This is a genomic window from Legionella moravica DSM 19234, assembly GCF_000423305.1.
GTDB classification, from domain to species: Bacteria; Pseudomonadota; Gammaproteobacteria; order Legionellales; family Legionellaceae; genus Legionella; species Legionella moravica.
The window spans coordinates 1-24,437 of record NZ_AUHS01000014.1; the positions used below are offsets into that span (position 1 = coordinate 1).

Sequence of the window (24,437 nt, forward strand, 5' to 3'; positions counted from 1 at the left end):
TGTCTTCTCAATTCTTAATGAACCTGCCCCGAAGGCGTGCTGCGTATTCTACTGATTTCAGCTCCAGTGTCAAACACTTTTTGCATTTTTTTTAAAAATTATTTCAATCTGCTTTTTGTAAACGCAGCTTGGCAATTCTACGCTTGCCAACTTGTATTATATAAGTATGTCCTGAAGGCAATATTAGAGAGGGGTCAGAAACCTTATCCCCATTAATCTTAACCGCACCTTGCTTCACCATTCTAATAGACTCTGACGTACTTACTGTCAAATCCAGTTGTTTTAATAATTGTGCCAGATGAACAGAATCATCACCTATTAAAGAGAACTCTTCCAAATTCTCAGGGATTACGCCTTTTTGAAAACGTTCAATAAATTCCTTGTGTACTGTTTCAGCCTGATTTTGATCGTGAAAGCGTGCGACAATTTCCTTGGCAAAGTCAATTTTTACATCACGCGGATTTAATCCCTCGTTCACTGCTGTTTTCAAGCTTTGAATTTCCTTGCCTGTTTTAAAGCTTAAAAGATCGATGTAACGCCACATCAATTCATCAGATACAGACATTATCTTACCGAACATATCAACAGCCGGTTCATTAATACCTATATAGTTGTCTAATGATTTAGACATTTTCTTCACACCATCCAAGCCTTCAATAAGTGGTGTCATCATTACAACCTGTGGTTCAAATCCATAATGCTTCTGCAACTCTCGGCCCATAAGCAGATTGAATTTTTGATCAGTACCCCCAAGCTCTATATCAGCTTTCAATGCTACTGAATCATAACCTTGTAGCAGAGGGTAAAGAAACTCATGTATGGCTATGGGCTGTCCTGTTGTATAACGTTTATTAAAGTCATCACGCTCTAACATCCGCGCAACCGTATGTGTCGATGCCAAACGGATTAAATCCACTGCATTAAATTTATTTAGCCATTGCGAATTAAATGCGACTGTCGTTTTGTCAGGATCTAGTATTTTAAAAACCTGATGTTGATACGTCTTCGCGTTCTCAATAACTGTTTCTTCACTCAAGGGCATGCGAGTCACATTTTTTCCAGTTGGATCACCAATCATGGCGGTAAAATCACCAATTAAGAAAATCACCTCATGACCGTATTGCTGAAACTGTCTTAATTTATTAAGTAATACAGTATGTCCTAAATGTAAATCAGGTGCAGTAGGATCGAAACCCGCTTTAATCTTTAAGGGGACTTCCTTTTGTAATTTTTTGGCTAATTCATGCTGCGGTAGTACTTCCTCGCAACCCCGCATTAATTCTAATTGACACTCTGAAATTGTTTCTAACATACATTAAAACCTTTATAAATGATTGACCAATCTTCTCACTCCGAGTATCTTAGCCCGGTTAGCAAATTCCTGCTATACCAATTATGTAATTAAAGTTAACTTGTTACACGATATTGAAAAAAATAATACAAACTATCTAAATATGTGGTTATGTTAATGCACTTTAGTCAATGATCACGTGCATGTGATTGTGTGTGATATATTAGAGAATGACAAAACTACAGCATTCATGGGAATGACAGCAGTATAGGCAACCAATGGCAAAAAGACCAAATATCTCAAAACGAAACTCTGGTAAACCATCCAAGCTATTAACTGCTTTTGCGTTAGTTATTGCCTTTTCTTTACCCTATTATTTAGTTAAAAATTTTTCACATCGTAAACAAAGCCCGGATTTTACCAGCAGAACTTTATCACTGCCCAAACTTCCTGATAAAAAAATCATCGAACAACCGCAGGAAATTGCTGAATCAAACCCCGTGGAGACACCAAAGACAGCAGAAAAAGCGCCTCAGACAGTAGAAAAAGCACCACCAAAAGTTGCCGTTATAAAAGATAATGTATGGCAAACTATAAAGCCACGCCAAGGCGATACCATGGGCGCCATTTTTAGCAGACTAGGTTTAAGCGCACAAAATTTGCATGCCGTACTGGATAAAAATCCCCATGCCAAAACCCTCACCAATATCAAACTCAATCAAGAAATTAAATTTTTAATTAATAAGAATAAACTCGAAAAATTGATCATACCTATCAACAACATTCAAACACTAACGGTCTATAGAGCGGGACAAAAATACCAAAACAAAGTTGATTCTAAAAAAATGATCAGCCGGGATCTTTATATCACCGCAACAGTCAAAGGCTCTTTATTTACCACCGCGCAACGATTAAACATCCCATATAAGCTGGTTCGTCAAATGACAGAGATCCTAAATAAAGAAATTGATTTCAAAAGAGCGGTACGTGCCGGAGATCAATTCTCTATGGTATATAATGCTTATTACATTGACGATAAAATGGTCCAGATTGGCGATATTCAAGCAGTATCCTACACTAATCGTGGCAAAACAGCTCAAGCTGTTCGGCATAACAAAGCCAATGGAGATCATGATTACTACACCCCCCAGGGTAAAAGCTTTAAGAAAGCATTTTCCAGATACCCTATAAAATTCAGCCACATCAGCTCAACCTTTGCTCTATCGAGAAATCACCCAATTTTGCATTATAAAAGAGCACATAAAGGGATAGATCTGGCAGCACCTATTGGCACCCCTATCCAGGCTACTGGAGATGGAGTCATTCAAATTATTGATCGACATAATGGCTACGGCAACATGATTAAAATCAAACATGATAAAACCTACAGCTCAATATATGGTCATATGCTCAAGTTCCAAAAAGGACTATCAAAGGGAAGCAAGGTAAAACGCGGACAGGTAATAGGATACGTAGGGCAAACCGGCTTGGCTACCGGTCCTCACTGCCATTATGAGCTACATGTTAATAATCAACCAAGAAATCCGACAACCACTTCGTTGCCTACAGCCTCTCCAATATCTGGACGCGAATTGGCTTCATTCCGAGCCAGAGCGGGTACTTTGCTAGCTCGTTTGAAATTAATGGAACAAGCGAATATTGCTGCATCGGGCAAAAAGAACGCTAATTTAGGTTAATTTTGTCGTCAAAGGGGTTCGGTAAAGCCAGTGAACCTTAATAATATTCCAGGTTATTAACCAGCTTATCCAAATAAGTACCGGCATATTAATACAGAAGCAATAACACCGGCAAAATCAGCTAATAACCCAACCGGAATTGCATGACGAGTTCGTCTGATCCCAACCGAACCAAAGTATACCGCAATAACATAAAATGTTGTTTCAGTACTCCCCATCATGGTTGCTGCAGTTTTGGCAATTAGAGAATCTCCACCATATTGATGAATCAATTCGGCCATAACACCGGTAGATGCACTTCCGGAAAATGGCCGAATCAGAGCTAAAGGAAGCACCTCTGGAGGCATGCCAATCATGGCCATCAAAGGAGCTAATAGTCGATTGAGCAGGTCAAAAAAACCTGATGCCCTCAACATACCAATAGCTACCATCATGGCAATTAAATAAGGGATGATACTAATACTCGTATCAAATCCCTTTTTTGCACCTATTACAAAAGCATCAAATACATTAACCTTCTTGAATGCTGCATATAACGGAATGCCCACTATAAAAGTTAAAAACATCCAATTAGAAAATTGATTGGCTAATCCACTCATAAGCTATCCGCCCTTTCAATTTGAAATCGTTTAAATGTAGCAAATTGCCGAACCGCAATGATTGCTACCAGTGTGGAAACTGATGTCGCAATCAAAGAGCTAAAAATGACACTGCTTGGATTGGAACTGCCATTAGCTGCCAAAAACGCAATAGCGGTGGCAGGAATCAATTGAACACTCGAGGTATTAATGGCTAAAAAAGTACACATGGAATTAGTGGCAACAGTCATTTGTTTATTCAAGGTTTGCAATTCCTTCATGGCTTGTAAACCAAAAGGAGTCGCTGCATTTGCCAAACCAAGCATATTTGCTGCGATGTTCATTACCATAGCACCCATAGCGGGATGTTCCACTGGAATATCTGGAAACAGACGTCTTAATATAGGTTTAAGACCTTTTCCTAATAAAGAAACCAAACCTGACTCAGTCGCAATAGACATGATTCCAAGCCATAAAGCCATGATTCCTGTCAGTCCAATTGCCACTTCAAAACCGAGCTTGGCTGAATCAGTTACTGCTCGTACGACCTCATCAATTCGCCCTTCAATAATACCTACCACCACAGCAATCAAGATCATACCTAGCCAGATTATATTAAGCATTCTTGCCTCCAGGACTTAAAACGGAGTAGCATGTAACCTAAACTCAATCGAAACCTTCTAAAACTCATTATGAAATACACGCCTGCTCCCTTTGCCTACTTGTTTATTATTTTTTATTTAATATCCGGTAGCTCCTGTTATGCAATTGACTCTAATGCACTCGAACAACAGGCCAACTCTTCAATTAGAGAACTATATCATACCCTGAACACCATGCCGAACTCCTCCATGACGGAGCGAATTGATTGGATCAGCAGCCAATTCAAAGGGACTCCATACGTCCTGGGCTCATTAGGTGAGGGAGCCAGTGCACGCTATGATCAGTTTCCACGATATCGTATTGATGGTTTTGATTGTGACACCTACGTCAATACCGTTCTTGCATTAGCAACAGCCAACTCACTGGAAACCTTTCAACAATGCTTAAAATACACTCGTTATTATGAAGGTAAAATATCTTACATCAATCGCAATCACTTTACTTCCATAGATTGGAATCGCAACAATCAGCGACGGGGTTTACTTAAAGACATTACTTTAAACATCAGAGACAAACAAAAAAAATCGGTAGCTCTATATGCCAAGGCAATGATTAACAAGCCAGGTTGGTACGCACATAAAAATCTGGATACCATCAGATTAGTGAATGAGAATAAAGCAGAACAGGCGAAACGTTTAGCCGAATTGAAACAGAAAGGCAGTGCACTACAGACCACACAGTCAACAATTCCTTACATCCCATTAAGTGCATTGTTTTCCGAAGGTGGTGAACCCAATCTGTATCTGTTTAACCAAATTCCATCTGGTTCCATCATCGAAATAGTCCGACCCAACTGGGATTTAAGAAAAATAATAGGTACATCACTCAACATTTCCCACTTGGGATTTGCAATAAAGATAAATAACCAATTATATTTCAGACAAGCCTCATCTCAATATGGAAAGGTTGTGGACGTGCCTTTAATTGATTACCTCAAAGGAGCTTTAAAAAGTCCTACGATCAAAGGGATTAATATTCAAATAGTGGTACCTAAAAAACCCACGACACAAGGATGTCGCACCTTTATCGCTCATTAACTCCATATTAGAGAACGTAACAGGTTTAATGGTGGATTAATTCATTTCATAATTAATCCACTAACAACCTCAATAATTTGACCAGAAAATCTCACGGCTGTCCCATTAAAAATATGACGTCTTTCCGAGCGTAGCGAGGAATCTCCTGCAAGGTTGCACGATCCCATTACAATGCGGCCATTAAAATCATATCAAGAGTTGAGTCTCCCCAGCCAGCCTTTTTCTGCAGGCGCCTAATGCTCATATCCTTAAATTTCTTTTTGGTATTTTGTAACCTGTTCAAAATAATATGCCGAACCATCGCCCTATTTTCAGGAGCATGATCGTTGCGTATGCGAGAATCATCTTCACATGATGTAACGTCCAAGACCCAATGTAGACTGTTCTCGACAGCCCAGTGACTACGAATAGTCTGAGCAATTTGTTTAGCATTTGCAGCCAAGCTGCTGATAAAATAGCGCTGTTCTATGGCTATATGTCCACCGGAAGAAACACGTGATTCAAGCATAATAACGGTTTTTAAATCACCCCAACTCTGAGCTCCACATCTGTTAGCGCAGATAACAACAAATAATAGTTCCGTTAAAGGATACAATTTCTTTCTATCAATTTCTGGATCTTCGAGCGTGTCGAAATGATATAAAAATCCAGATACATCTTCTGATGACATCATTAAATTCCTTGTAAAAACAGAGAGTTTAAAAGGTAATGATAATTAATGCATTAATTCAGATTATGCCAATTTGCAGGAGATTCCTCGCTACGCTCGGAAAGACGTCACATTTTTAATGGGACAGCCGTGCAGAAAATCTCAGTCTCTATTGCCTTACAAGCCGGATATTTTTAGCATTTAAATCGGGTTTGATTGTTGAACGATAGGGATTGATATCCAAACCGCCTCGGCGGGTATAACGTCCATATACGGTTAGCTCCTGTGGGGCGCACTGAGCCATAATATCGACAAAGATTCGCTCAATGCATTGTTCATGAAATTCATTATGATTTCGAAAAGAAACTATATATCTTAATAAGCCTTCCCGGTTTATCTTGGGGCCTTTATAGTTAATTTGCACACTTCCCCAATCCGGTTGGTAGGTCACCAGACAATTGGATTTTAATAAATCGGAATATAAAACCTCTTCCACCTGTTCCTCTTCAACGGTCAGGAAGGAAGGGTCTACCGAGTATACAGAGCAGGAAATATCCAATGAATCAATAGTTTCGCCATTGAAGGCATTCTGCAGACCGGTTGTATGAGCATTTCCGAGCTGATTAATTCTTACATGTACGTCTGATTTTAAACTGTGACTCAGATCGTTAATGACAGTGTGTTCGACATCAGCTATTGAATCAAAGCGAGTATTATTAAACGTATTAAAATACAGTTTTAATGATTTGGACTCTATAATATTTGGAGAATGACAATCATAAACAATTTCTGCCACAGCAACCACAGGCTTGCCTTTAGAATTAAGCCAGGACACTTCATAATGGTTCCAGGCATCAAATCCCCAAAATGGTAGCTGTTCAGGATTAATCCCTATCTCAAGGCGCTTACCCTCTCGAGGTATAGGAAATAATTTATCGGCATTATAATGTGCCTCATAATCCGATTTCTTACCCAATTCCAATTTCCGATTCTGTTCCAATTCAAATTCCACAAGACAACTCTTATATACATGCAAACTTAATTGCTCTAAAAAGATACATTATACAACAAGGAACAACATATCGTAATAGCCAAGGAGTGAAGAAAAGAAACAAGGTTTTAAAGTTTATATTACGATAACCGTTTTTAGTTTAAAGTCTATTGTTACGATTACTAGTCTTAATGGATTTAATAAGCCCCCCCTCCAGTAACGAGCGAAGAGGGCTTGTCTTTTAGCATTTCTCGATGATTCAATACATCGTCAACTGATATTTTTCGGTGATTTTCGGGCGTGGCACGGTTTCCGAAAATTCATAAAGCATACGCAGACTGGTGCTAACTTTTTGAAAAGGTGGACGGTATCGCTCTGAACATTGGCGAAAAGCTCCCTCCGGAGAAATATCCGTCGACAACGCACCACCGTGTGCACGAATGAGGTCAATAGCATAAGAAATCATTTGGAAATAACATGCTTGTTGAGACTCATTGGGAGAAGATAGAGCGCGACACATCTCCATCGCACGCTCAAATTCCTGCGGTGTGTAGCACCGAGGCAAATCGAGCTTGTGTGCCGCCGTCAGGATACGATGGATAAAATTGCGGTGGTGTCTTTCATTAATGTCAGGATGGTCGTTCTTGATATCAGGCCCCTGTTCATAGTGAGGGTTTCCCATCCAACGCACGACGTGCAACAAGCGTTCATGCATACGTTCATCGAGCGTACGCGGGGCATATTTGTTTAAAAAGGCGTTAAGACTCTGCATACTCGCTACCCTGAACTCATCATAGCGAGAAAGATTTTCCCGTGCTGCAATTTCGCTTTCCCGACCGGTAATGCTGTAGGCAGCTGCAACACGTATCCACTCACATTCCTCTGGAGTCACACTTTGGCAGTAATGCTGAAATACAGCTTCACAGGCGTGGTGTGCGAAATAATCAATCACGACATCGACCAATAACATCATGCGGTACGTATGAGCCAGACCATGATTTGGCCTTTCCACAGCAACACCATCAAGAATTATCTGATGCTCTGCATCCTGATAGGGATGGCGCAAATGGTTGCGATACGCTTCAGCAAGTGCAAATGACGACCAGTAGCTTCCCCCAGGCTGTACACCAGGGCTATTGATTTCCCTTGCAAAAAAACGCCCGGCTGCATCCCTGGTGTAGAGAAACGTGGTTCCCGCAGGAATGAGAATCTCTCCTTCGTTACTATTCATAACAGGTCTTAACGAGCAATCCGTTTCGAGCTTTGTCCGCACGGTACCGGGACTATGAAAATACGAGGAGCCCTCGCTGAAAACACTAAAGCTCGTCACAGAAGGCATGAAACTCGGATTGGCCAAACGACGCGTAGCAATATTTGCATCTCCTCGTGCACCGACAGCTTTTAAATCTTCGCCCCTATCAACCAGCCCATACCTTGGAAACAGTAACTGCAAGTTGTTAAATATCGGTATAACCTTGTAATATTCATTGCGGTCAATCACCGCCCCTTCAACAGCGGATAGCAGTATAGTATTGTAGAATGCCTGATCTTTCTTCAATGTTTCAATGGCCTCGGCATTCAATTCGCCACGCGCCAAAAGAACCCGCTCCAGTATCTGACGCTCCTCTGAGCTGATTAGCAATTTGGGTAACTGGGCGGCTGACCAGTTGACTAAACTACCACACAGAAAGTTAGCCATCAGGTTTGCGTGGCTGTCAGCCGGACTTATCCATACATAACGCGAATCTGCATCTTGATGCTCCCCACGAAACAGACGATTCATGTTTTTATATTTTTGAGTGACATACATTGCCAGTGCATTCTGTGCCGATTTTGGAAGCCTCTCGACGATAAAGTTTAAAACGCAATCGCCAGGTTTCCGGCTGAAATCGTTGCTCATTCGTTGAATAGTTTCACCAAGGCGCATAACTTGCGCGTCAGTGAGTTCGATGTGATTAAAGTTAGCCTCTCGCAGCAAGCCACTAAGATAAATATCGGGTTCTTCACCAAATTGTAAAACATAGCCAAGTGAGTCATCGTAACGCATTTGGGCCAGCTCAATGTCCTCTAACGTGCTTAAGCGAACCAAAATAGACTCAAGTGACCGTGTGGCGGGAGATTTGTTCAAGGGTCCCTCGGTAATACAAAATTCAGCATCCATTGCATCCGATATCCGCGCAAGAATTTGTTCACGTTGAGCGCTGTATCCTTCATGCTCAGGCAGAAGAAGAGGATGAGCGTCAGAAATAAGGTTACGAAGAGCCATCATCACTTTTGTCATGAGATAGTGAGAGCATACCAAGGGCTTGTTCCCTGAAAAAAATGCCTCGAACAAGTAATGATGATAGACAATACTTGCCCCACAGACACGAAACCAATGCAGTAAGGAGGTAACTTTGTCAGGCATGTCCATTATCATTTCCCAAAAACCACGGTGTTCGGGGAGCTTGGCACCTGAGGCCGATAGCAGGCGAAGATGCACCTGCAGTCTGTATGTATCTTCAGCCTGCTCGACAACCCGTTCAAAAAGTCGCCGATCTTCAGGCAAACGAGCACCTGCAGCAATTAATCCGCGAAGTGGTGCGGATAAATTGAGAGCATGCGCTTCCTTGTTGATAATCGCCTCAAAAAGAGCCTGGTCTTCAGGCAGACGAGCACCGGCAGTGATTAATGCCCACATCCCGGGTTTCAGGAGCATAACATCTCGGGCCTGGTTTAGAATAGGTTGAAAAAATTCCTTTTTTTCAGTTAAATAACTATCTGCTTCGGTCAGGGGAATACAGGGCGCTTCAAGGCTTTCTGTATCGATTGTCTGTTGAATAACCACTTCAAAAAGTGCCTGGTCTTCAGGCAAGGTAGCGCCTGCAATTATCAAGGCGTAAATCCGAGACGTGAGGTTCACTGCATGCGCAGCCTTGGGAATAAGCGACGCAAACAGAGTCTCGTCTGCGGGCAGGATGGCTCCCGCAGTAATCAATACATTAATAAGTGCCTGCAGCCCCTCAGCATATTCTGCCTGATTGATAACCGCTTCAAAAAGGGAGCTGGTTTCTAATACACTCGCGCCTGCGCTACCTAATGAAGCAAAAGCGACAACCAACTTGTCTGCATATTCTGCCTCATTAATAACCGCTTCAAAAAGGAGGCTGTTTTCTAATACGCTTGCGCCTGCGCTACGCAATGAAGCAAATGCGACAGCCAGCCTCTCAGCATATTCGGCCTCAATGATAACTGCTTCAAAAAGAGGGCTGTTTTCTAATACACTTGCGCCTGCGCTACGCAATGAAGCAAACGCGACAACCAGCTTGTCTGCATATTTTGACTGCTCGATAAGCGCTTCAAATAGTGCCCTGTGTGAGAGAGCGCTGGCACCTGCCTGCATTAAAGCAGCTAATGCCGTCTGAAGCCCGCGGCCATATTGTGCATGATGGATAACACGTTCAAAAAGGGACGGGTGTTCATGCAATGTGGCGCCTGCATCCAGCAGTGCCTGAAATAAGGATTCAAGTCCCGATGCATATCTTGCCTGCTGGATAACTTTTTGAAAAAGCTCCTGGTGAGTTGCAAGGCTTGCCCCTGCCCTCTCTAGTCCTGCAAACGCGACTTTCAATGCCTCTGCATATGCGAGGGGATAATGATACCCAAATTCCTGCCAACTGGCTGAAGCGACTGCTTGTTGGCTTATTAACTCAAAAAGTATCCGGTTTTCAGGAAGCTGAACCCGCATACCATATAACAAATCAACCCCGGCTTTCAATTTGTCCGTATATTGTGCTTGAACGATAAACAGTTCAAAAAGCGACCGCTCTTGAGGAAAGCGGGCCCCTGCGTCGTATAATGCCCGTAAAGCGCTTTTCAGCTGGTCTGCGAGCAGCGTCTTTCGAATAAGTGCCCGAAAAAGGGACTCATCTGCAGGGAGGCTCGCGCCTATTTCGTACATCACAGCATAGAGGTCTTCGAGCGGTTGAGCGAAAGAAGCTTGATGCATCAATCGTTCAAAAATGGATTGACAGTCAGGCAAGCTTGCTCCTACAGCTTTTAAGGCGGGATAATCACTTTGCTTCAGGGCATCACTATCAATTACTTCATTTTGAAGTGGGGAGGCATTGGTGAGGAGTTCATTATCATCATCTTCACCAAGCTTATTTGCATCAAACGTCTCATTTGGGACGGCATTGAGGTAGTCCTGGCTATCAGAATAGACTTCATCCGCTTGTGCTGATTGGATTTTGATATCGTTATTATCGGGCATAACAAAGCTCACCAATTGATCAATATGAAAATTATTATATCACGGATCGGAATTGGTCGACAATTAAACATGATGTGGTTTAATTGACTTGGACAGTCTGGTTAAAAGATAATGTGTCCAATTTGAGATAAAAGCCAATGAGATCTAATCATTAATAATTTTTTAAATTTCTAATACAGGATCCGCTGGTATTCATATTTTAAAACGTATAAGGGGTCAGATCTTGCCGTTTGTATCTTGAACGTCAAAAGGCAAGATCTGCCTCTCTCTACCCATTAATTAATCTTTCTTTATTATTAAATAATTCATCTTGCCTAAAACCTGGCTTATAAAGTTTTGCAATGTTTTTTGATTTAGCTATGGTTCACTCCTCTCTCCCCAACCCTCTTCCCGCGAACCGACATGATCTTTTTATTCCAGTTTATTACACGGGAGAGGGGGCTGTTCGGGTTGATATCAATATTAAGTGGTCTAATTAAGTTAGGATCTTTTCTAAAGTTTTTTGTATCGAGCCTTTTACACTTTCTCTTCATCATTTAAAAAACTAATTTTCATTTGAGAAGTAAGAGCAATTCATGAACCAAACATTCATCTTGCATTCAACACACTCCCTCTCCCGCGTAAGAAACTGGAATAAAAAGATCATGCCGGTTCGCGGGAAGAGGGCTGGGGAGAGGGAAAATCACTGATGCTTCCGAATATTAGGAAAAATCTGCCCCTCTCTAACTTGCTTGTTTATGTTATATATTTAAAGCATGCTAATCGATTTTAATGGATCAATGGCGATTGATGATTCAATTTTTAATGCCTCTATTTTCCATGCCTCTATGCCTTTTTCAAGATAGTGAGTCCATTCATCTAATGGTCCAAAAGTTGAGAAATAGGGCTGATACAGTATGGATGGATTGAATCCGTTTTCAGTAAGTAATTTTGCCAAAAGAACCAGATCTGTTCTTCCCTGTCCGTCATAAAAAGGATGCAACCATTCCAGATGTTGGAACAACTCAGCGATAGCTCGTAGTGCCTGCTGATTTTGTTCTTCATTTCTTAAAGTAGTATCTTCAGGAAGTGAGTTTATTATATCGTTATAATTAGCGATTAATTGACCCACTATTTCTTCAATTTCAACCGGATTCATAAAATTATAATTAATCGTAATAAATGGGATGTCCAAAGAGGAATTCAAACTTAGAGTCGCTAAAGGTTTGGAGTGGTGCAATTTCTGTTGCAAATTTGCAAGTTCAATATTGATCTGTTTTATGGAGGTAAATGCGTTTTCATAAAGTGCATAACCATTATCTAAAATGTCAACGGCATTGACTCCCTTAGCTGCAAAAAAACCATTCCGAGTTAATTCGTTGCATATTCCTGATTTTATTTCGACAGGGATTTTATCCAGTTCTTGCTTTGATCCTGATTCAGTAGTGATCTGGTATTTACTTTGAAGTTTCAGTCGCAAACTATGGATAAAAATGAAACTGTATTTTTTCATTTTGGCCTGAAATTTATCTTCCGCTACATTGGAATCTGTAACAAGATTTTGGGAGCAGCCACAATGTACAGCTCTGAATTGGTGAATCTTGTCTTTTTCGACATTAATGACTTTTTGATCAACATCAGAAAAATGTTCACAAGCTAATGAATGTATCCGTACATACATCTCTTTTGTCAGTTGTTTTCCTAATTCCATGGATGCAAATTCTGCTGCTTTTTTAACACTGGCATAATAGCCTGGTTCTGCTATCTCTCTTCTTCTTCCGCTACCGTGTAACCCAAGATCAAAAACATCGGCACCAAATGAGTGATACTTGCCATCGTAAATTTGCTTCCACCAGTTATCGCCCAGTCTCCAGAATGTGTTACGCATTTCTGCGGCTGTATATGCCATTCTAGCCCCCCAAAAGGTCATTTTATAAATATAGCATAATCGAGACATTTAGTTTCAAAATGAGGCAGGGCGCATTATTTGCTTCGTGATAACAGGTCCATAAAAGGAAGCACATAAAAAGGGGGCAGATCTTGTCAAGGAATAAGAAACCCTCATCCCCAACCCTTCTCCCTGTTTAAAAGGGAAAAGGGAGCATTCATATAAAAATAAACGGGGCAAGATCTAAGTTTCTCGATTAAACGGTCCAATTCGGCCATGATCTCAGCTATCATTAGGATGATCATCATGGGATATAAGCTGTATTTTTAATTAATAAAGGTTTATTGAATTTTCAATAAACCTTTATGATGATCTTATCAAGAATTGGAATATTATTTATTTTCACCAGCTGTTTTTTTAGCTTCTTTAACTAATCCTAACATTGCTTTTTCTATGATCTGAAAAGACTGTTGCATATAATCTAAAGCTTTGTGGCCATTTTCAACCGCCAGATTAATTTGCTTTTCAAGAACTTCCTCAGGTTTTTTAACATGGGCAAGCTCATCAGGCTTTAAATAAGTCAAACCTTGTAACGTCTTAACATTCAGTTCTGCAATAGCTTGAAAAGGCTCTTGTAATTTTTTAGCCATTTCACTCCATTTTTCAAAATTTGCCTGATTCATGATGTTCTCCAATATGTTGCACTGCACAATTTAATAATAGACCCTAATTTTAGAAACTGTCAATAGATATTCAAAAAAATTTTGCACTGCACCATTTTTTATCCTTTAAACAGCTTTTGCCACTGCTGCATCATTTCCTGCATTTGTTTATTCCAGGTTTCAGTTGCCTGTTGATAGGGATTATTTTGTAGTGGCTTATCCATAGCCTGAAACATGTGTTCCATCATACTTTTTAATGAAACATGCATGGGATGATTGGCCAAAGAAATAATCTGCCGCAAAATCTCAGGAGATAAAAATTGAGTAGGACCCGCTTCCATTTCCACAATAATCTGCAGCAACACTGAATTAGTCAGATCCTTTCCTGTTTCGGAATCCTCTATTTTAAACGCAATTCCTTCCACTACATAACGCTGTAACTGTTCAAGAGTAATGTATTGACTGGTTTCAGTATCATAAAGTCTACGATTTTTATATTTTTTAATTAAACGGGTCATATGAAATCTCAAAAGTTAAATTCACCACAGTTTAATACATATGTAATCCACCGTTAATGCTCAGGTTTGCACCGGTTATATAGCGACTTTTTTCACTGATTAAAAACTCAATTGCCCACGCGATTTCCTGAGGTTCAGCCAATCGTTTAGCCGGTATTAACTGAATGATACTCTCTAGAATATCGGGTCTAATCCCTTGCATTAAACGTGTATTGACATATCCTGGCGAGATGCTGTTAACAGTAATGTTTTTGCTCATTAATTCTTGAGCCAGACTTTTTGTAAAACCATAGACACCCGCTTTTGATGCAGCATAATTTGCCTGGGAAAATTGTCCTTTTTGGGCATTCACTGAAGAGACATTGACGATCCGGCCTGAGGCCTGCGCTTTCATGCTATCAACAACCTGTCGTGTCACGTTAAACATACCATCAAGATTGACCCGTAAGACCTCATCCCACTGCTGTTTGGTCATTTTAGTAAATACCGCATCGCGTGTAATACCTGCGTTATTAATCAAGGCATCGATAGAACCCAATTCTTTAATGATGACGCTAATAACTTCCTGGCATTGATCAAAGTCCGTAACATCCATGTGCCGGAATGATATATTTTTAAAACCCTGATCCTGCAGTTCCTTTTTCCAGGCATTTCCCTTTTCGTCCGAAATCAGATCAAGAGCAATAACATGCTTATAACTCCCATCCAATTCTTTTGCGACCGCAGTACCTATATCGCCTGTTCCACCTGTAATCAATACTACATTATTATTCTGCATGAATTTCTCTTTTTAATTTGTCACAATAGGCTCAAAAGTTTCAAGTAATTCTGGCAAGGCGCAAGATTATCCCTTGTTGCTTGCCAGAACCAATTTACATGTATTGGCCACCATTTACATCAAGATTAGCACCAGTAATGAATCCACTTTCAGATGAAGACAGAAATGCAACTGCATCCGCGACTTCTCGAGGATAGCCTAATCGACCAACGGGTATATTGGCTATGATTGAATTGAGTACGTCTTCCTTGACAGCAGCCAGCATTGGGGTTTCTATATAACCGGGAGAAATCGTGTTGACCGTAATGCCCTTGCTTGCTACTTCTAATGCAAGACTTTTGGTAAATCCAAACAGAGCAGCCTTGGTTGAAGCATAATTGCATTGGCCAAATTGTCCTTTTCGACCATTAATTGAGGATATACTAATTATTCGTCCATAGCCTTTATCAAGCATGACAGGTATGACATTACGAGTCATGTTGAATACGCTGGTCAGATTCGCATCGAGCACATGTTGCCATTGCTGAGGCGTCATTTTTCGCAGACTACTGTCCTGAGTAATACCTGCATTATTTACCAGCACATCGATACGACCGTATCGCTCCATAATTAGATTGGTTATTTTTTCACAATCACTGTACTGGGCAATATCACCATAAACTATATCAATATCATAACCCAGTTGTTTTTGTTCGGCTTGCCATTGCTTTGCTTCCTCATGGCGTCCATCCTTAAAATAACATGCAACAACCTTAAAATCCGTCGATAAACGTTGGCTTATAGCAGATCCAATACCCCCGGTTCCTCCGGTAACAACAGCTATCATTTGTTCCATAACAACTCCCTGTTTTGAAATGATTACTGAATGACATTACTACAAAGTAAATTCGGCCACTTGTCAATGGCTGAGACCTCAGTTTATTTTATATAAATAAACTGTATACAATTAAAAATACAACCTGTACTGCAGTCACTGTAAGTCCATTTTGGATCATTGCTTTGACGTTTTCACTGCCTGCAAAGCCCATGGCGGCAAACATATTCGCTCCTGGATATGCATAATTCGTCACGCGAGTGGCAAATAGCATACATAAGGCAAATGAAATCATAGGTAATTGCAACAAAGTCACGGCAGGAGAAAATAGCTGGTGCAACATTTTTATCGTTGCTTCAGCAGCTCCGGGCATTCCAAAAGCGCCAGTAAATCCTATTAACATGGATAATACCGGTTTACCCCCCCAATGAATCAAAGGAATCAGTAATTGGGTCAACGCATTAAATCCCCCTGCTTGATGAATCAAGGACATAAAAGGATCGAATAATATAAATAAAAAAAATAGATGCAGACTTTTTTGCATCCCGGTATATACCAGGCTAAAAATTTTTTTCGTACTTAATTGATTCATCAATCCTGTAATAAAGGCTAAGGATATCATCACAAAAATAACGTAGGATGTTTTGGCCTGAGCCAATAAACCATAGACTACACACGTTAAAAAAGCGAATAAAAAAATTAGAGTTGCGCGCTTTTGTTGCCGATTAGGTATAAACGGCTCAGAACTGTCTTTATCTTCACAGAGTTCATGCGCGTATTGTCTTTGTAATCGGGAGGCCATCAACCAGGTAGTAATTAATGTAACTAAAGCCACCGGTAGAGCAGCATAGAAAAACACAGTCCCATAACTTAGACCGGTTACACCCAATAGTGCAACTACCGGAGGAGCAAAAGGCCCCAGGATTAAAGCTTCTTCAGCAGAGGCCTGCATTAATACGGCCAGGCTTGGGCGTGATAATCCTACAGAACCAGCAACCGGACGTAAGCTGGGTGCAAGAATAGCCAACCCGCCAGCCAATGTTCCAAGCAAACTGACAATGAGAAAAGAAGAGAGCACAATACCCACTTTGGCACGTCGTTGCGTGTTAATACCAATACCATGAACAATTTGATGAACCAAAGTATGACTGACTTGAGTGTGCGTTAACACCTCCCCTAACCCACGACCCAGCATGATAATAAACCCGACTAAAGCCATAAACGAGCCTAAAGCTTCAGCCATCGTATTGCCTATGGCAATTGGGCTGCTCAAATTCCACACAAAACCCAATCCAACACAAAGACCGGTAGCAACCAGAGGATCTACATTGCGAAACAACATCAAAGCATAAAGAATAATAATCGATAAACTGGCTAATTGAATGTAATAAGACATCAGCATATCGCTCCAACAAGATTTAATCCCTGCGATATTCCTTCAATACCTAAACCCGGTTTGTCTGAAAGAAAAATTTGTGTACCAAGGCACTGCGCACCGCCGAGAACGTAATTATCACGAATCAAATAGAGTGGATCGAGATCAGCATAAAAAATATCCGGTTTACTTAAAGCAAAACTGGCAATAGCTGCAACGCCAATAGGCGACTCCAGCATACAACCAACCATAATGTTCATTCCTGCTGATTGAGCAATGTGATATATGGCTTGAGCGCGCTCTATGCCACCCGATTTCATTAATTTGATATTGACGCCATCACATGCATTATTCTTAGCTAAATTTAGAACATCGTTTGGAGAAAAACAGGCTTCATCAGCAATAATGGAGCAATCAACCCTTTCACTAATTGCCTTTAAATGTGCAATGTCTCCAGCAGCAACCGGTTGCTCAACCAAAGGAATATCCAGCTGAAGTTTTTTGAACGAATCAATAACCTCCAGCGCATCTTCAAAAGACCATCCTTGATTCGCGTCAACAAGCAAGGAAATGTCATTGCCTAAAGCCTTACGAATTGCTTTCACACGATGAATATCATCAACTGGGTTTAAGCCTAATTTTATTTTTAGAGTACGATGCCCTTGTTTCACCAAATCAATCGCATCGCTTACCATCTCATTAACCGCTTTAACGCTTATGGTAATACAGGAGCGAATACTGTTGCTGTTACCACCCAATACTTTATATAGTGGCAAGCCACAATATTGAGCAAATAAATCATGCAGAGCAATATCAATCGCGGCTTTAGCAGAAGAATTCCCTACCAGGTTCTGGTTATTCATCTGCAATAACAAATTCAACTCGGAAATAGTTCGACCAATTAATTGCGGCCCCAAAATGTCTTTAATTGCAGTAACTATAGATGCCGTACTATCGCCTGTAATTGCGGGAGTTGATGCGGCTGAACCATAACCTGTTTTGCCACAATCTGTTTTGATCATTACCACAACATCATCCACGCACTCTGTACGTCGTACAGCCGTAATAAATGGGCGACTCAACGGAATGGTCAATTGCGCAATATAAATTTCCTTAATAATCATGCATGCACCTTTCTTAATAATTATTGCGGCCGATACAATATAATAAATTCCATCATTCTTTTAAGCCATAAATAATCCATTAAAAATCACCTTTGATCTTTATTTAAACAAATAGGATGATATAATGCGTTTTAGTTTTATTTTTGGAGTAATCAGTGAATGCGCGACATCAATTATCTCAATTGTTAAAAACACATCACATTCGCTATGAAATACCTGCTGAGATAAACGGTGACGACATCCGATTCCACTCCATTCGAGCTGTTTGCGAGCAATTAATCCTGGCCCAGCCTTCCTTGTTAAAACCCGGTTATCTGAACAATCTTGACGCGCTGATGAATGTGGCTCAAGACGCACCATTGTTAGCTGACCTTGATAACAGTCAGGAACTATCGCATAGAATGATAACGTTTCAATTAGCTATCAATCGATTGGCTTCAGAAAATCCTTCAGCATTAAACCAAAACACTTTTAATGGTATATACCAAATCATCACAGCAAATCGTCAGCAAACAGACATTGAATTTGTAGCCCAATGTTTCATTCAGATGAATAGAAAACAACTTCTTTCCAAAAAAAACATTCAGGATTTAGTTGAAAAAGTCATTAATGCTCCCCGGCGACTGAAAACAAATGCTCAGACCTTGGAACTCAGTGAGCCTGGACACACTGACTCTCTATGTAGCGCAGATCGTCATGAACCAGGCTGTGCAGAAACACTAAGCCAATGGCTTACTGCTTGCCATTGGTTACGGCAAGCTGACTTTACCCTGATGATGCGCAGCACCTGTCGTGAAGATGACGTTTTTATTTACATGCAAAAACTTTATGAAAAGAGATTGAACACTCCCGCCAACTGCCAGGCTTTAATAGACTGTGGAATTTCGGTTCACTCGATTCGTAACGGACTCAGCATAGGCACTCAAAGGGAATTTAATGAAAGCCTGTTCCCTATTTGTGATCTCAAACTGAAGGATTTGAAAACAAAAATCAACTTAATTACAATTGGCGCTGAAGAGGATACGAAAAATCAGTATACCTTATCCATTCGGAATCAGGCATTAGCTGTTTTTAAAAACCTATGTGCCTTAAGAAAATCAGGCGAAACGCTGTTCGACCCACGAATATTCCTCCACACCATTGCAATCATAGACAAGGCATTGCCTACTGAGAGTTACCAACCCTCAAAAATGCATATAGACGAACTCATCGCAGCAGGATATAGCGCAAGAGGGCACCCTTCAAAATTATGGAGAACCATGGGTAGCATTATGATGAGCCTGGGCATGGCAATCGCCGCAATATCAGGTATTACCCTTCTTGCAGGCACCTTGGGAATTACCGCGCCATTGGGCATCAGTATTGCGGTTGCTGGCGTGACCAGCGCCCTTTCAGGTTCAGGATTCTTTGCTTATGGTTCAACACGTTCAGGTTTATCTAAAAGCATTATGGATTTGGCAGAGTCTTTACAACAACCCGCAATTCAATTGATTGCTGAATAATAAAAAACGCCAAGCGTGAGAAAGCATACCAATCTTAAGGGGCTTGACTTAAGTATTGGTTTATCTGGATAGATGGTTTCTTGCTTCTGACTCTTGGTCACAAATATGGAATCTTGGAGAAAAGTCAGATTTGCGTGCAGGCATGCGGTTATTTAATTCGCCCTATGACCAATGATAATAAGTTGCAATCAACTTCAAACTGTCTTTTATGAATTCATACTGCGGGTAGTCTTTTGCATTCCATTCAGGAGAAATGTTAATCATAATAACGGCTCCATTCGTCCCATCCATACTACCAATCATCAAAGTTAAATAACCAATATTATTACCCGAATGCATGAAATAGCGGCCTTTTCTATATTCATTTCCGTATTGATCACTGATAAAAAATCCCAGCCCACGAGTAGGAGTACTGCTGGGAGTGATCAAAGCGAGTGCTTGTGAGCGAGTTAATAAACCATGTGACGAAGTGAGGCTTTGCTGTATGGCAATGAGAAATCGAGCCAAATCCGTTGGAGTGCTCCACAGTAATCCCGTGGCATAAATAGGACTAGTTGTTGGGGCTTGAGGGAATCGATGGCGTTCGGGATCATAGGGTAAGGCGACTTTCTCTGGTGATTTAATAAATAAGTGATTATCAAAGAAACTATTCGTCATACCTGCTGGCTTCAATATTTGGGCACTCATCAGTTCAGAATAAGTTTTTGAGGTTACGTCTTCCAAAAACATCTGCAGTATGGAATAGCATCCGTTGCAATAACTGTATTTTTGCCCAGGAATCCCTGTGACTGTCAAGGGTGGATTAGTTGCCGGTGGAACGCCAAGAAATAACTGGGTCAGTGTCGGCAAAGTATCGTTATAGCGATAACCCCCATCGGGATAAGGATTACTAATCGCTGCCGTATGATTGAGTAATGTTCGCAGCGTCACCGGGTGTTTTTTCGTAAAGGAATTTGAGGGTATTTTCCATCTTTTTAAATAGTGATTAACCTGAGCATCCAGAGGAATATTATAGGCTTTAAGCACTTTCATAACCTCTGCAGAAGTTAAGGTTTTAGTAATGGAGCACGCCTGGAATAAGGTGTCCTGATTAACAGGTCGTTTTGTATCTAAATCAGCATAACCGTAAGTTTTTATCCAAATGATTTTGCCGTTTCGCACCACCGCAATGGACGCTCCAGGAATATCATATTTTGTGACTAATGCCGATATGTCTTTATTTAGTACAGTAGGTATTTGATCCGAATCAATAGCCAGGGCCAACTGGTAAGGGAATACAACAAGAATACAAAATAAAAAAAAGCACTGAAATGATTTAAGCATCAGCATATTAAATTCCATTAATCAGTTAATTTCACACTTTAAAATGAAGCGATTTTTTTATAATCCCGCTATTCTTGCATTAAAATTAGATTAAATGTACCCTGTCGAAGCCTTGAAATCTTTTTTTTCAAGCAGTTACTTTACGAATTGGTAACTTCTCAGCATTCCCAAGAATTTCGTCAATCCATAGTCCAGTGAGAAGTCTTCAGACACGGGCAACGGGTCGGGAGCAGAAATTCTCATACTACGCTTGAGATGGCGCATTCTGGACTTATTGAGCAGTTCCATCTATTGAACCATAATTTTCACTTAATGAGGGAGCTTTGATGAATAAATTACTGGCTACAACACTATCACTCGTTGCAATGACCATCCCACACTATGTCCATGCAAATGATGATTCTTGCGAAATCCAGGTTGCTGTATCCAGCCCCCCGATTCAACCCGATCAGAGTGTTGCATTTAATGTGACGAATGACAACGGTCTGAGCAAGTCAATCATTCTTCAAGGAGGAAGCACTCCTAAAACCATAGGAAAACTAACCTGCTCTCCTGCGCCTTATACCATTAGCGCTACCCAGTTCTATACACTCCCGAATATGAACGCTAAAAACAGCCCTCAAATTGGTCAATGCATATTAAAAGCCGGTACTGTTGTTTTGAATGGTTCCAATAACAGTATATCAGTAGTGTTTCCAAATGATTTTATTTGTAATAACTAAATTTGATGATGAGTTTCATAACTCAATGAGATAGTCTCTGGATCTGAAAAAGAGTGTGGTTTATAACACCACACTCTTAATTAAATACTACTTAGCGTAAGCGGGAACATAACCCTTTAACTGTTGAGCAAACTGGCTTAATACTTCAAGCCCAGACTCTTCAGCCTGACGACACCATTGCTGTAGCGCATCGATCAATTCTTTTTGTGAAGTAGCAGTTTTCATCCATACATTCTGTAAGGATTGTTTGTAGCTATAAACAACTCGCAATTGCTCACGAGCTTCCAAAAGCCGATTCAATCGTGTTTTTGCCTTGGTTGTCAATAACTTATCTTCACGACGGAGTAATCGACCAGCACGTTGAAACAATTTTTTATCTTCTTTAGTCTCGATACTTTGACTCTTTTCTTGCTTGAGTATCGGTCTGATTACTGCTTTATAGTAATTGGACATGACCTGGAAGCGATTGGAAATTACGGCTTTAACTGTATCTATATCCACTTGCAGCTTGCCTTCTTCCATAGCCAGTTTTGGTGGCAATTTTTTAACTTTAGCCAAACCTAAAAATGACAGTATGCGTATATACATCCAACCAATATCAAATTCCCACCACTTAACAGAAAATTTGGCTGATGAAGCAAAAGTATGGTGATTATTATGCAATTCCTCACCACCGATCCAAAATCCCCAGGGAATTATATTGGTTGCGGCATCCAGACACTCAAAATTTCTATATCCCCAATGATGTCCTATACCGTTAATGACTCCAGCGGCAAACAATGGGATCCAAATCATTTGAATTGCCCAGACGGTTAATCCAGGAACACCAAATAAAAATAAATCGATGAACAACATCAACATAATGCCTTTGGCGGAATGACGGGAATAAACACGACGCTCCAGCCAATCGTCAGGGGTACCGTGTGAATATTTCGCAACCATATCCCGATCTTTTCGTGCGGCTCGATACAGTTCAGCCCCTTGCCAAAATACTTTCTTAATGCCTAAAACTACAGGACTATGAGGGTCACCCTCAACATCCGTAGTGGCATGATGTTTACGATGTATAGCAACCCAATCAGCGGTAACCATACCTGTAGTTAACCACAACCAGAAACGAAAGAAATGACTGATGATTGGATGCAATGTCAACGCTCGATGCGTCTGGTTGCGATGGAGATATATGGTTACTGCAGCTATAGTTATTTGCGTTAAAACTAAAGTTGCAAGAGCATACCCCCAAAAGGACAGGTTTAAATATCCGAAAACCATAGGAACCCCGCTTTAGATAAAAATTGGTAACAAAATAATAATACATCCACAATCTGGAAGTAATAGTTTAAAAACATTATATCCATATAGTGTAATGATAACACATTTTAATTGATATCGTTGCATGATTTGATTAAGTAGTCGATAATTAACACATAACTTTCTTCTGGATGAAGTCATGAGCGATAAATTAAAACAGGTTTTTGAAAATTTTATCCCATTTATAGCGATTGGAGTTGGCATCGCTATTGTTGTTGGATTGTTATTTATGTTTTTCTATGTTGCTATCTGGGGCGTGGTAATCGGTGGAGTTTTATATCTTGTAGCCGTGGCAAAACAGTATTTTTTCCCCAGTGAATCATCTAAAAAGGAAGAAGGACGAATCATTGAGCATGATGATAAAAAATAATGCCTGAATTACCCGAAGTTGAAACCACAAAACAAGGAATAAAACCCCATCTGGATGGTCAAACGATAAATAATGTTCACGTTCGCAATGTCTCTCTCAGATTGCCAGTACCTGCGGACATGAACGAACTCTGTGTCGGTAAAAAAATAATTGCCATCACACGAAGAGCTAAATATCTATTGATTCATCTTAACGAAGGCTATTTACTGGTGCATCTTGGGATGTCGGGTCACTTAAGAATAGTGCCCGATGGAACAAAAGCAGAAAAACATGATCATATTGACATGCTCCTAGGGAATGGTTTGATGCTGAGATACTGTGATCCCAGACGTTTTGGTTTGTTCTTGTACATAGAAGATAATCCGCATCAACACCCACTCTTGAGTCATTTAGGACCTGAGCCCCTCTCTGCGGATTTTAACCCCAACTATTTACATCAAAGAGCTCAGAATAAAAATCAACCGGTAAAATCGTTCATAATGAACAATGAAATAGTAGTTGGTGTTGGTAATATTTATGCGACTGAAAGCCTGTATCTGACTGGATTGCATCCTTTAACCCCAGTCAAAAACATACCAGAAAACACCTTAAACTTGTTGACTGCCCATATTAAAAAAACATTGGAAGCAGCTATAGCAGCAGGTGGGACCACTTTAAAAGATTTTTATACCTTCGATGGCAAACCAGGCTATTTCAGCATAGCACTGCAAGTATACGGTCGAAAAAAGCAGCCTTGTTATCAATGCGCCTCGATCATCGAGAGCATCGTGATTGCTGGACGTCATTCAGCATTCTGTCCTAACTGCCAACCGGAACATCGCTTCGCATAACCATTTGAAATGAATAAATCAAACCCAAATTACAAACAATTTGAACAAAAAGTCAATTTCCTATAAAATGCAGCTCTTTTAAA

The 24,437-nt window shown here is 40.5% G+C and carries 21 protein-coding genes; 6 read left to right on the forward strand and 15 right to left on the reverse strand.

The features are described 5' to 3' along the window. Window positions 1-103: 103 nt before the first annotated feature. Window positions 104-1,312: a tyrosine--tRNA ligase gene (tyrS, locus tag G543_RS0103270; RefSeq protein WP_028383257.1), complete on the reverse strand. Its 1,209-nt coding sequence runs from the start codon at window positions 1,310-1,312 to the stop codon at window positions 104-106. 257 nt (window positions 1,313-1,569) lie between these two features. Here tyrS and G543_RS0103275 point away from each other — a divergent pair, with 257 nt between their 5' ends. After that, on the forward strand, window positions 1,570-2,988 hold the full coding sequence (locus G543_RS0103275; protein WP_028383258.1) for a peptidoglycan DD-metalloendopeptidase family protein: 1,419 nt from the start codon (window positions 1,570-1,572) through the stop codon (window positions 2,986-2,988). 65 nt (window positions 2,989-3,053) lie between these two features. Here G543_RS0103275 and G543_RS0103280 read toward each other — a convergent pair whose 3' ends face one another. Beyond that, window positions 3,054-3,587 carry a spore maturation protein gene (locus G543_RS0103280; protein WP_028383259.1) on the reverse strand — a complete coding sequence of 178 codons (534 nt, stop codon included), beginning with the start codon at window positions 3,585-3,587 and terminating at the stop codon, window positions 3,054-3,056. Beyond that, a complete protein-coding gene (locus tag G543_RS0103285; protein ID WP_028383260.1) occupies window positions 3,584-4,189 on the reverse strand; it encodes a nucleoside recognition domain-containing protein in 606 nt (201 codons plus the stop codon). Before G543_RS0103285 ends, G543_RS0103280 begins: the two co-directional genes overlap by 4 nt. Before the next feature lie 69 nt (window positions 4,190-4,258). Between G543_RS0103285 and G543_RS0103290 the strand changes: the two genes are divergently transcribed. After that, entirely contained in the window at window positions 4,259-5,266 is a 1,008-nt protein-coding gene (locus G543_RS0103290) for an N-acetylmuramoyl-L-alanine amidase-like domain-containing protein (RefSeq protein ID WP_028383261.1), read from the forward strand. A 166-nt stretch (window positions 5,267-5,432) separates the two neighbouring features. Here the strand turns inward: G543_RS0103290 and G543_RS0103295 are convergent, their stop codons facing one another. From G543_RS0103295 to G543_RS0103340, 10 genes are all read right to left on the reverse strand, one after another. Next, entirely contained in the window at window positions 5,433-5,939 is a 507-nt protein-coding gene (locus tag G543_RS0103295; RefSeq protein ID WP_081675600.1) for an ISAs1 family transposase, read from the reverse strand. Between the two features lie 145 nt (window positions 5,940-6,084). Further along, window positions 6,085-6,927: an NADPH-dependent 7-cyano-7-deazaguanine reductase QueF gene (gene queF / locus G543_RS0103300; RefSeq protein WP_035921319.1), complete on the reverse strand. Its 843-nt coding sequence runs from the start codon at window positions 6,925-6,927 to the stop codon at window positions 6,085-6,087. 238 nt (window positions 6,928-7,165) lie between these two features. Continuing rightward, on the reverse strand, window positions 7,166-11,158 hold the full coding sequence (locus G543_RS0103305; protein ID WP_028383264.1) for a SidE phosphodiesterase domain-containing protein: 3,993 nt from the start codon (window positions 11,156-11,158) through the stop codon (window positions 7,166-7,168). 748 nt (window positions 11,159-11,906) lie between these two features. Next, entirely contained in the window at window positions 11,907-13,046 is a 1,140-nt protein-coding gene (locus G543_RS0103310; RefSeq protein WP_028383265.1) for a Fic family protein, read from the reverse strand. Window positions 13,047-13,417: 371 nt separating this feature from the next. Continuing rightward, window positions 13,418-13,708, reverse strand: coding sequence for a phasin family protein (locus G543_RS0103315; protein WP_028383266.1), 291 nt, complete (start codon window positions 13,706-13,708; stop codon window positions 13,418-13,420). A gap of 98 nt (window positions 13,709-13,806) precedes the next feature. Continuing rightward, window positions 13,807-14,205 carry a polyhydroxyalkanoate synthesis regulator DNA-binding domain-containing protein gene (locus G543_RS0103320; RefSeq protein ID WP_028383267.1) on the reverse strand — a complete coding sequence of 133 codons (399 nt, stop codon included), beginning with the start codon at window positions 14,203-14,205 and terminating at the stop codon, window positions 13,807-13,809. A gap of 31 nt (window positions 14,206-14,236) precedes the next feature. After that, complete coding sequence (gene phbB / locus G543_RS0103325; protein WP_028383268.1) at window positions 14,237-14,983, reverse strand: acetoacetyl-CoA reductase; 747 nt, start codon at window positions 14,981-14,983, stop codon at window positions 14,237-14,239. 94 nt (window positions 14,984-15,077) lie between these two features. Continuing rightward, window positions 15,078-15,818, reverse strand: a complete 741-nt coding sequence (phbB, locus tag G543_RS0103330; protein ID WP_028383269.1) for an acetoacetyl-CoA reductase — start codon at window positions 15,816-15,818, stop codon at window positions 15,078-15,080. 88 nt (window positions 15,819-15,906) lie between these two features. Next, complete coding sequence (locus G543_RS0103335; RefSeq protein ID WP_028383270.1) at window positions 15,907-17,193, reverse strand: Na+/H+ antiporter NhaC family protein; 1,287 nt, start codon at window positions 17,191-17,193, stop codon at window positions 15,907-15,909. Beyond that, window positions 17,193-18,296: a dipeptide epimerase gene (locus tag G543_RS0103340; protein ID WP_028383271.1), complete on the reverse strand. Its 1,104-nt coding sequence runs from the start codon at window positions 18,294-18,296 to the stop codon at window positions 17,193-17,195. Before G543_RS0103340 ends, G543_RS0103335 begins: the two co-directional genes overlap by 1 nt. A gap of 155 nt (window positions 18,297-18,451) precedes the next feature. Between G543_RS0103340 and G543_RS0103345 the strand changes: the two genes are divergently transcribed. Continuing rightward, window positions 18,452-19,798: a hypothetical protein gene (locus G543_RS0103345; protein ID WP_028383272.1), complete on the forward strand. Its 1,347-nt coding sequence runs from the start codon at window positions 18,452-18,454 to the stop codon at window positions 19,796-19,798. A 162-nt stretch (window positions 19,799-19,960) separates the two neighbouring features. On the opposite strand, the gene G543_RS16975 is transcribed toward G543_RS0103345, so the two are convergent. Continuing rightward, window positions 19,961-21,121 carry a serine hydrolase domain-containing protein gene (locus G543_RS16975; RefSeq protein ID WP_162145877.1) on the reverse strand — a complete coding sequence of 387 codons (1,161 nt, stop codon included), beginning with the start codon at window positions 21,119-21,121 and terminating at the stop codon, window positions 19,961-19,963. 323 nt (window positions 21,122-21,444) lie between these two features. Between G543_RS16975 and G543_RS0103355 the strand changes: the two genes are divergently transcribed. Next, entirely contained in the window at window positions 21,445-21,843 is a 399-nt protein-coding gene (locus G543_RS0103355) for a hypothetical protein (RefSeq protein WP_028383273.1), read from the forward strand. 87 nt (window positions 21,844-21,930) lie between these two features. Here the strand turns inward: G543_RS0103355 and G543_RS0103360 are convergent, their stop codons facing one another. After that, window positions 21,931-23,115, reverse strand: coding sequence for a DesA family fatty acid desaturase (locus G543_RS0103360; protein ID WP_028383274.1), 1,185 nt, complete (start codon window positions 23,113-23,115; stop codon window positions 21,931-21,933). A gap of 178 nt (window positions 23,116-23,293) precedes the next feature. On the opposite strand from G543_RS0103360, the gene G543_RS0103365 reads away from it, so the two are divergent. Further along, on the forward strand, window positions 23,294-23,524 hold the full coding sequence (locus G543_RS0103365; RefSeq protein ID WP_028383275.1) for a hypothetical protein: 231 nt from the start codon (window positions 23,294-23,296) through the stop codon (window positions 23,522-23,524). Next, complete coding sequence (gene mutM / locus G543_RS0103370) at window positions 23,524-24,354, forward strand: bifunctional DNA-formamidopyrimidine glycosylase/DNA-(apurinic or apyrimidinic site) lyase (RefSeq protein WP_028383276.1); 831 nt, start codon at window positions 23,524-23,526, stop codon at window positions 24,352-24,354. The genes G543_RS0103365 and mutM overlap by 1 nt, the downstream gene beginning before the upstream one ends. The last annotated feature ends 83 nt before the right edge of the window (window positions 24,355-24,437 follow it).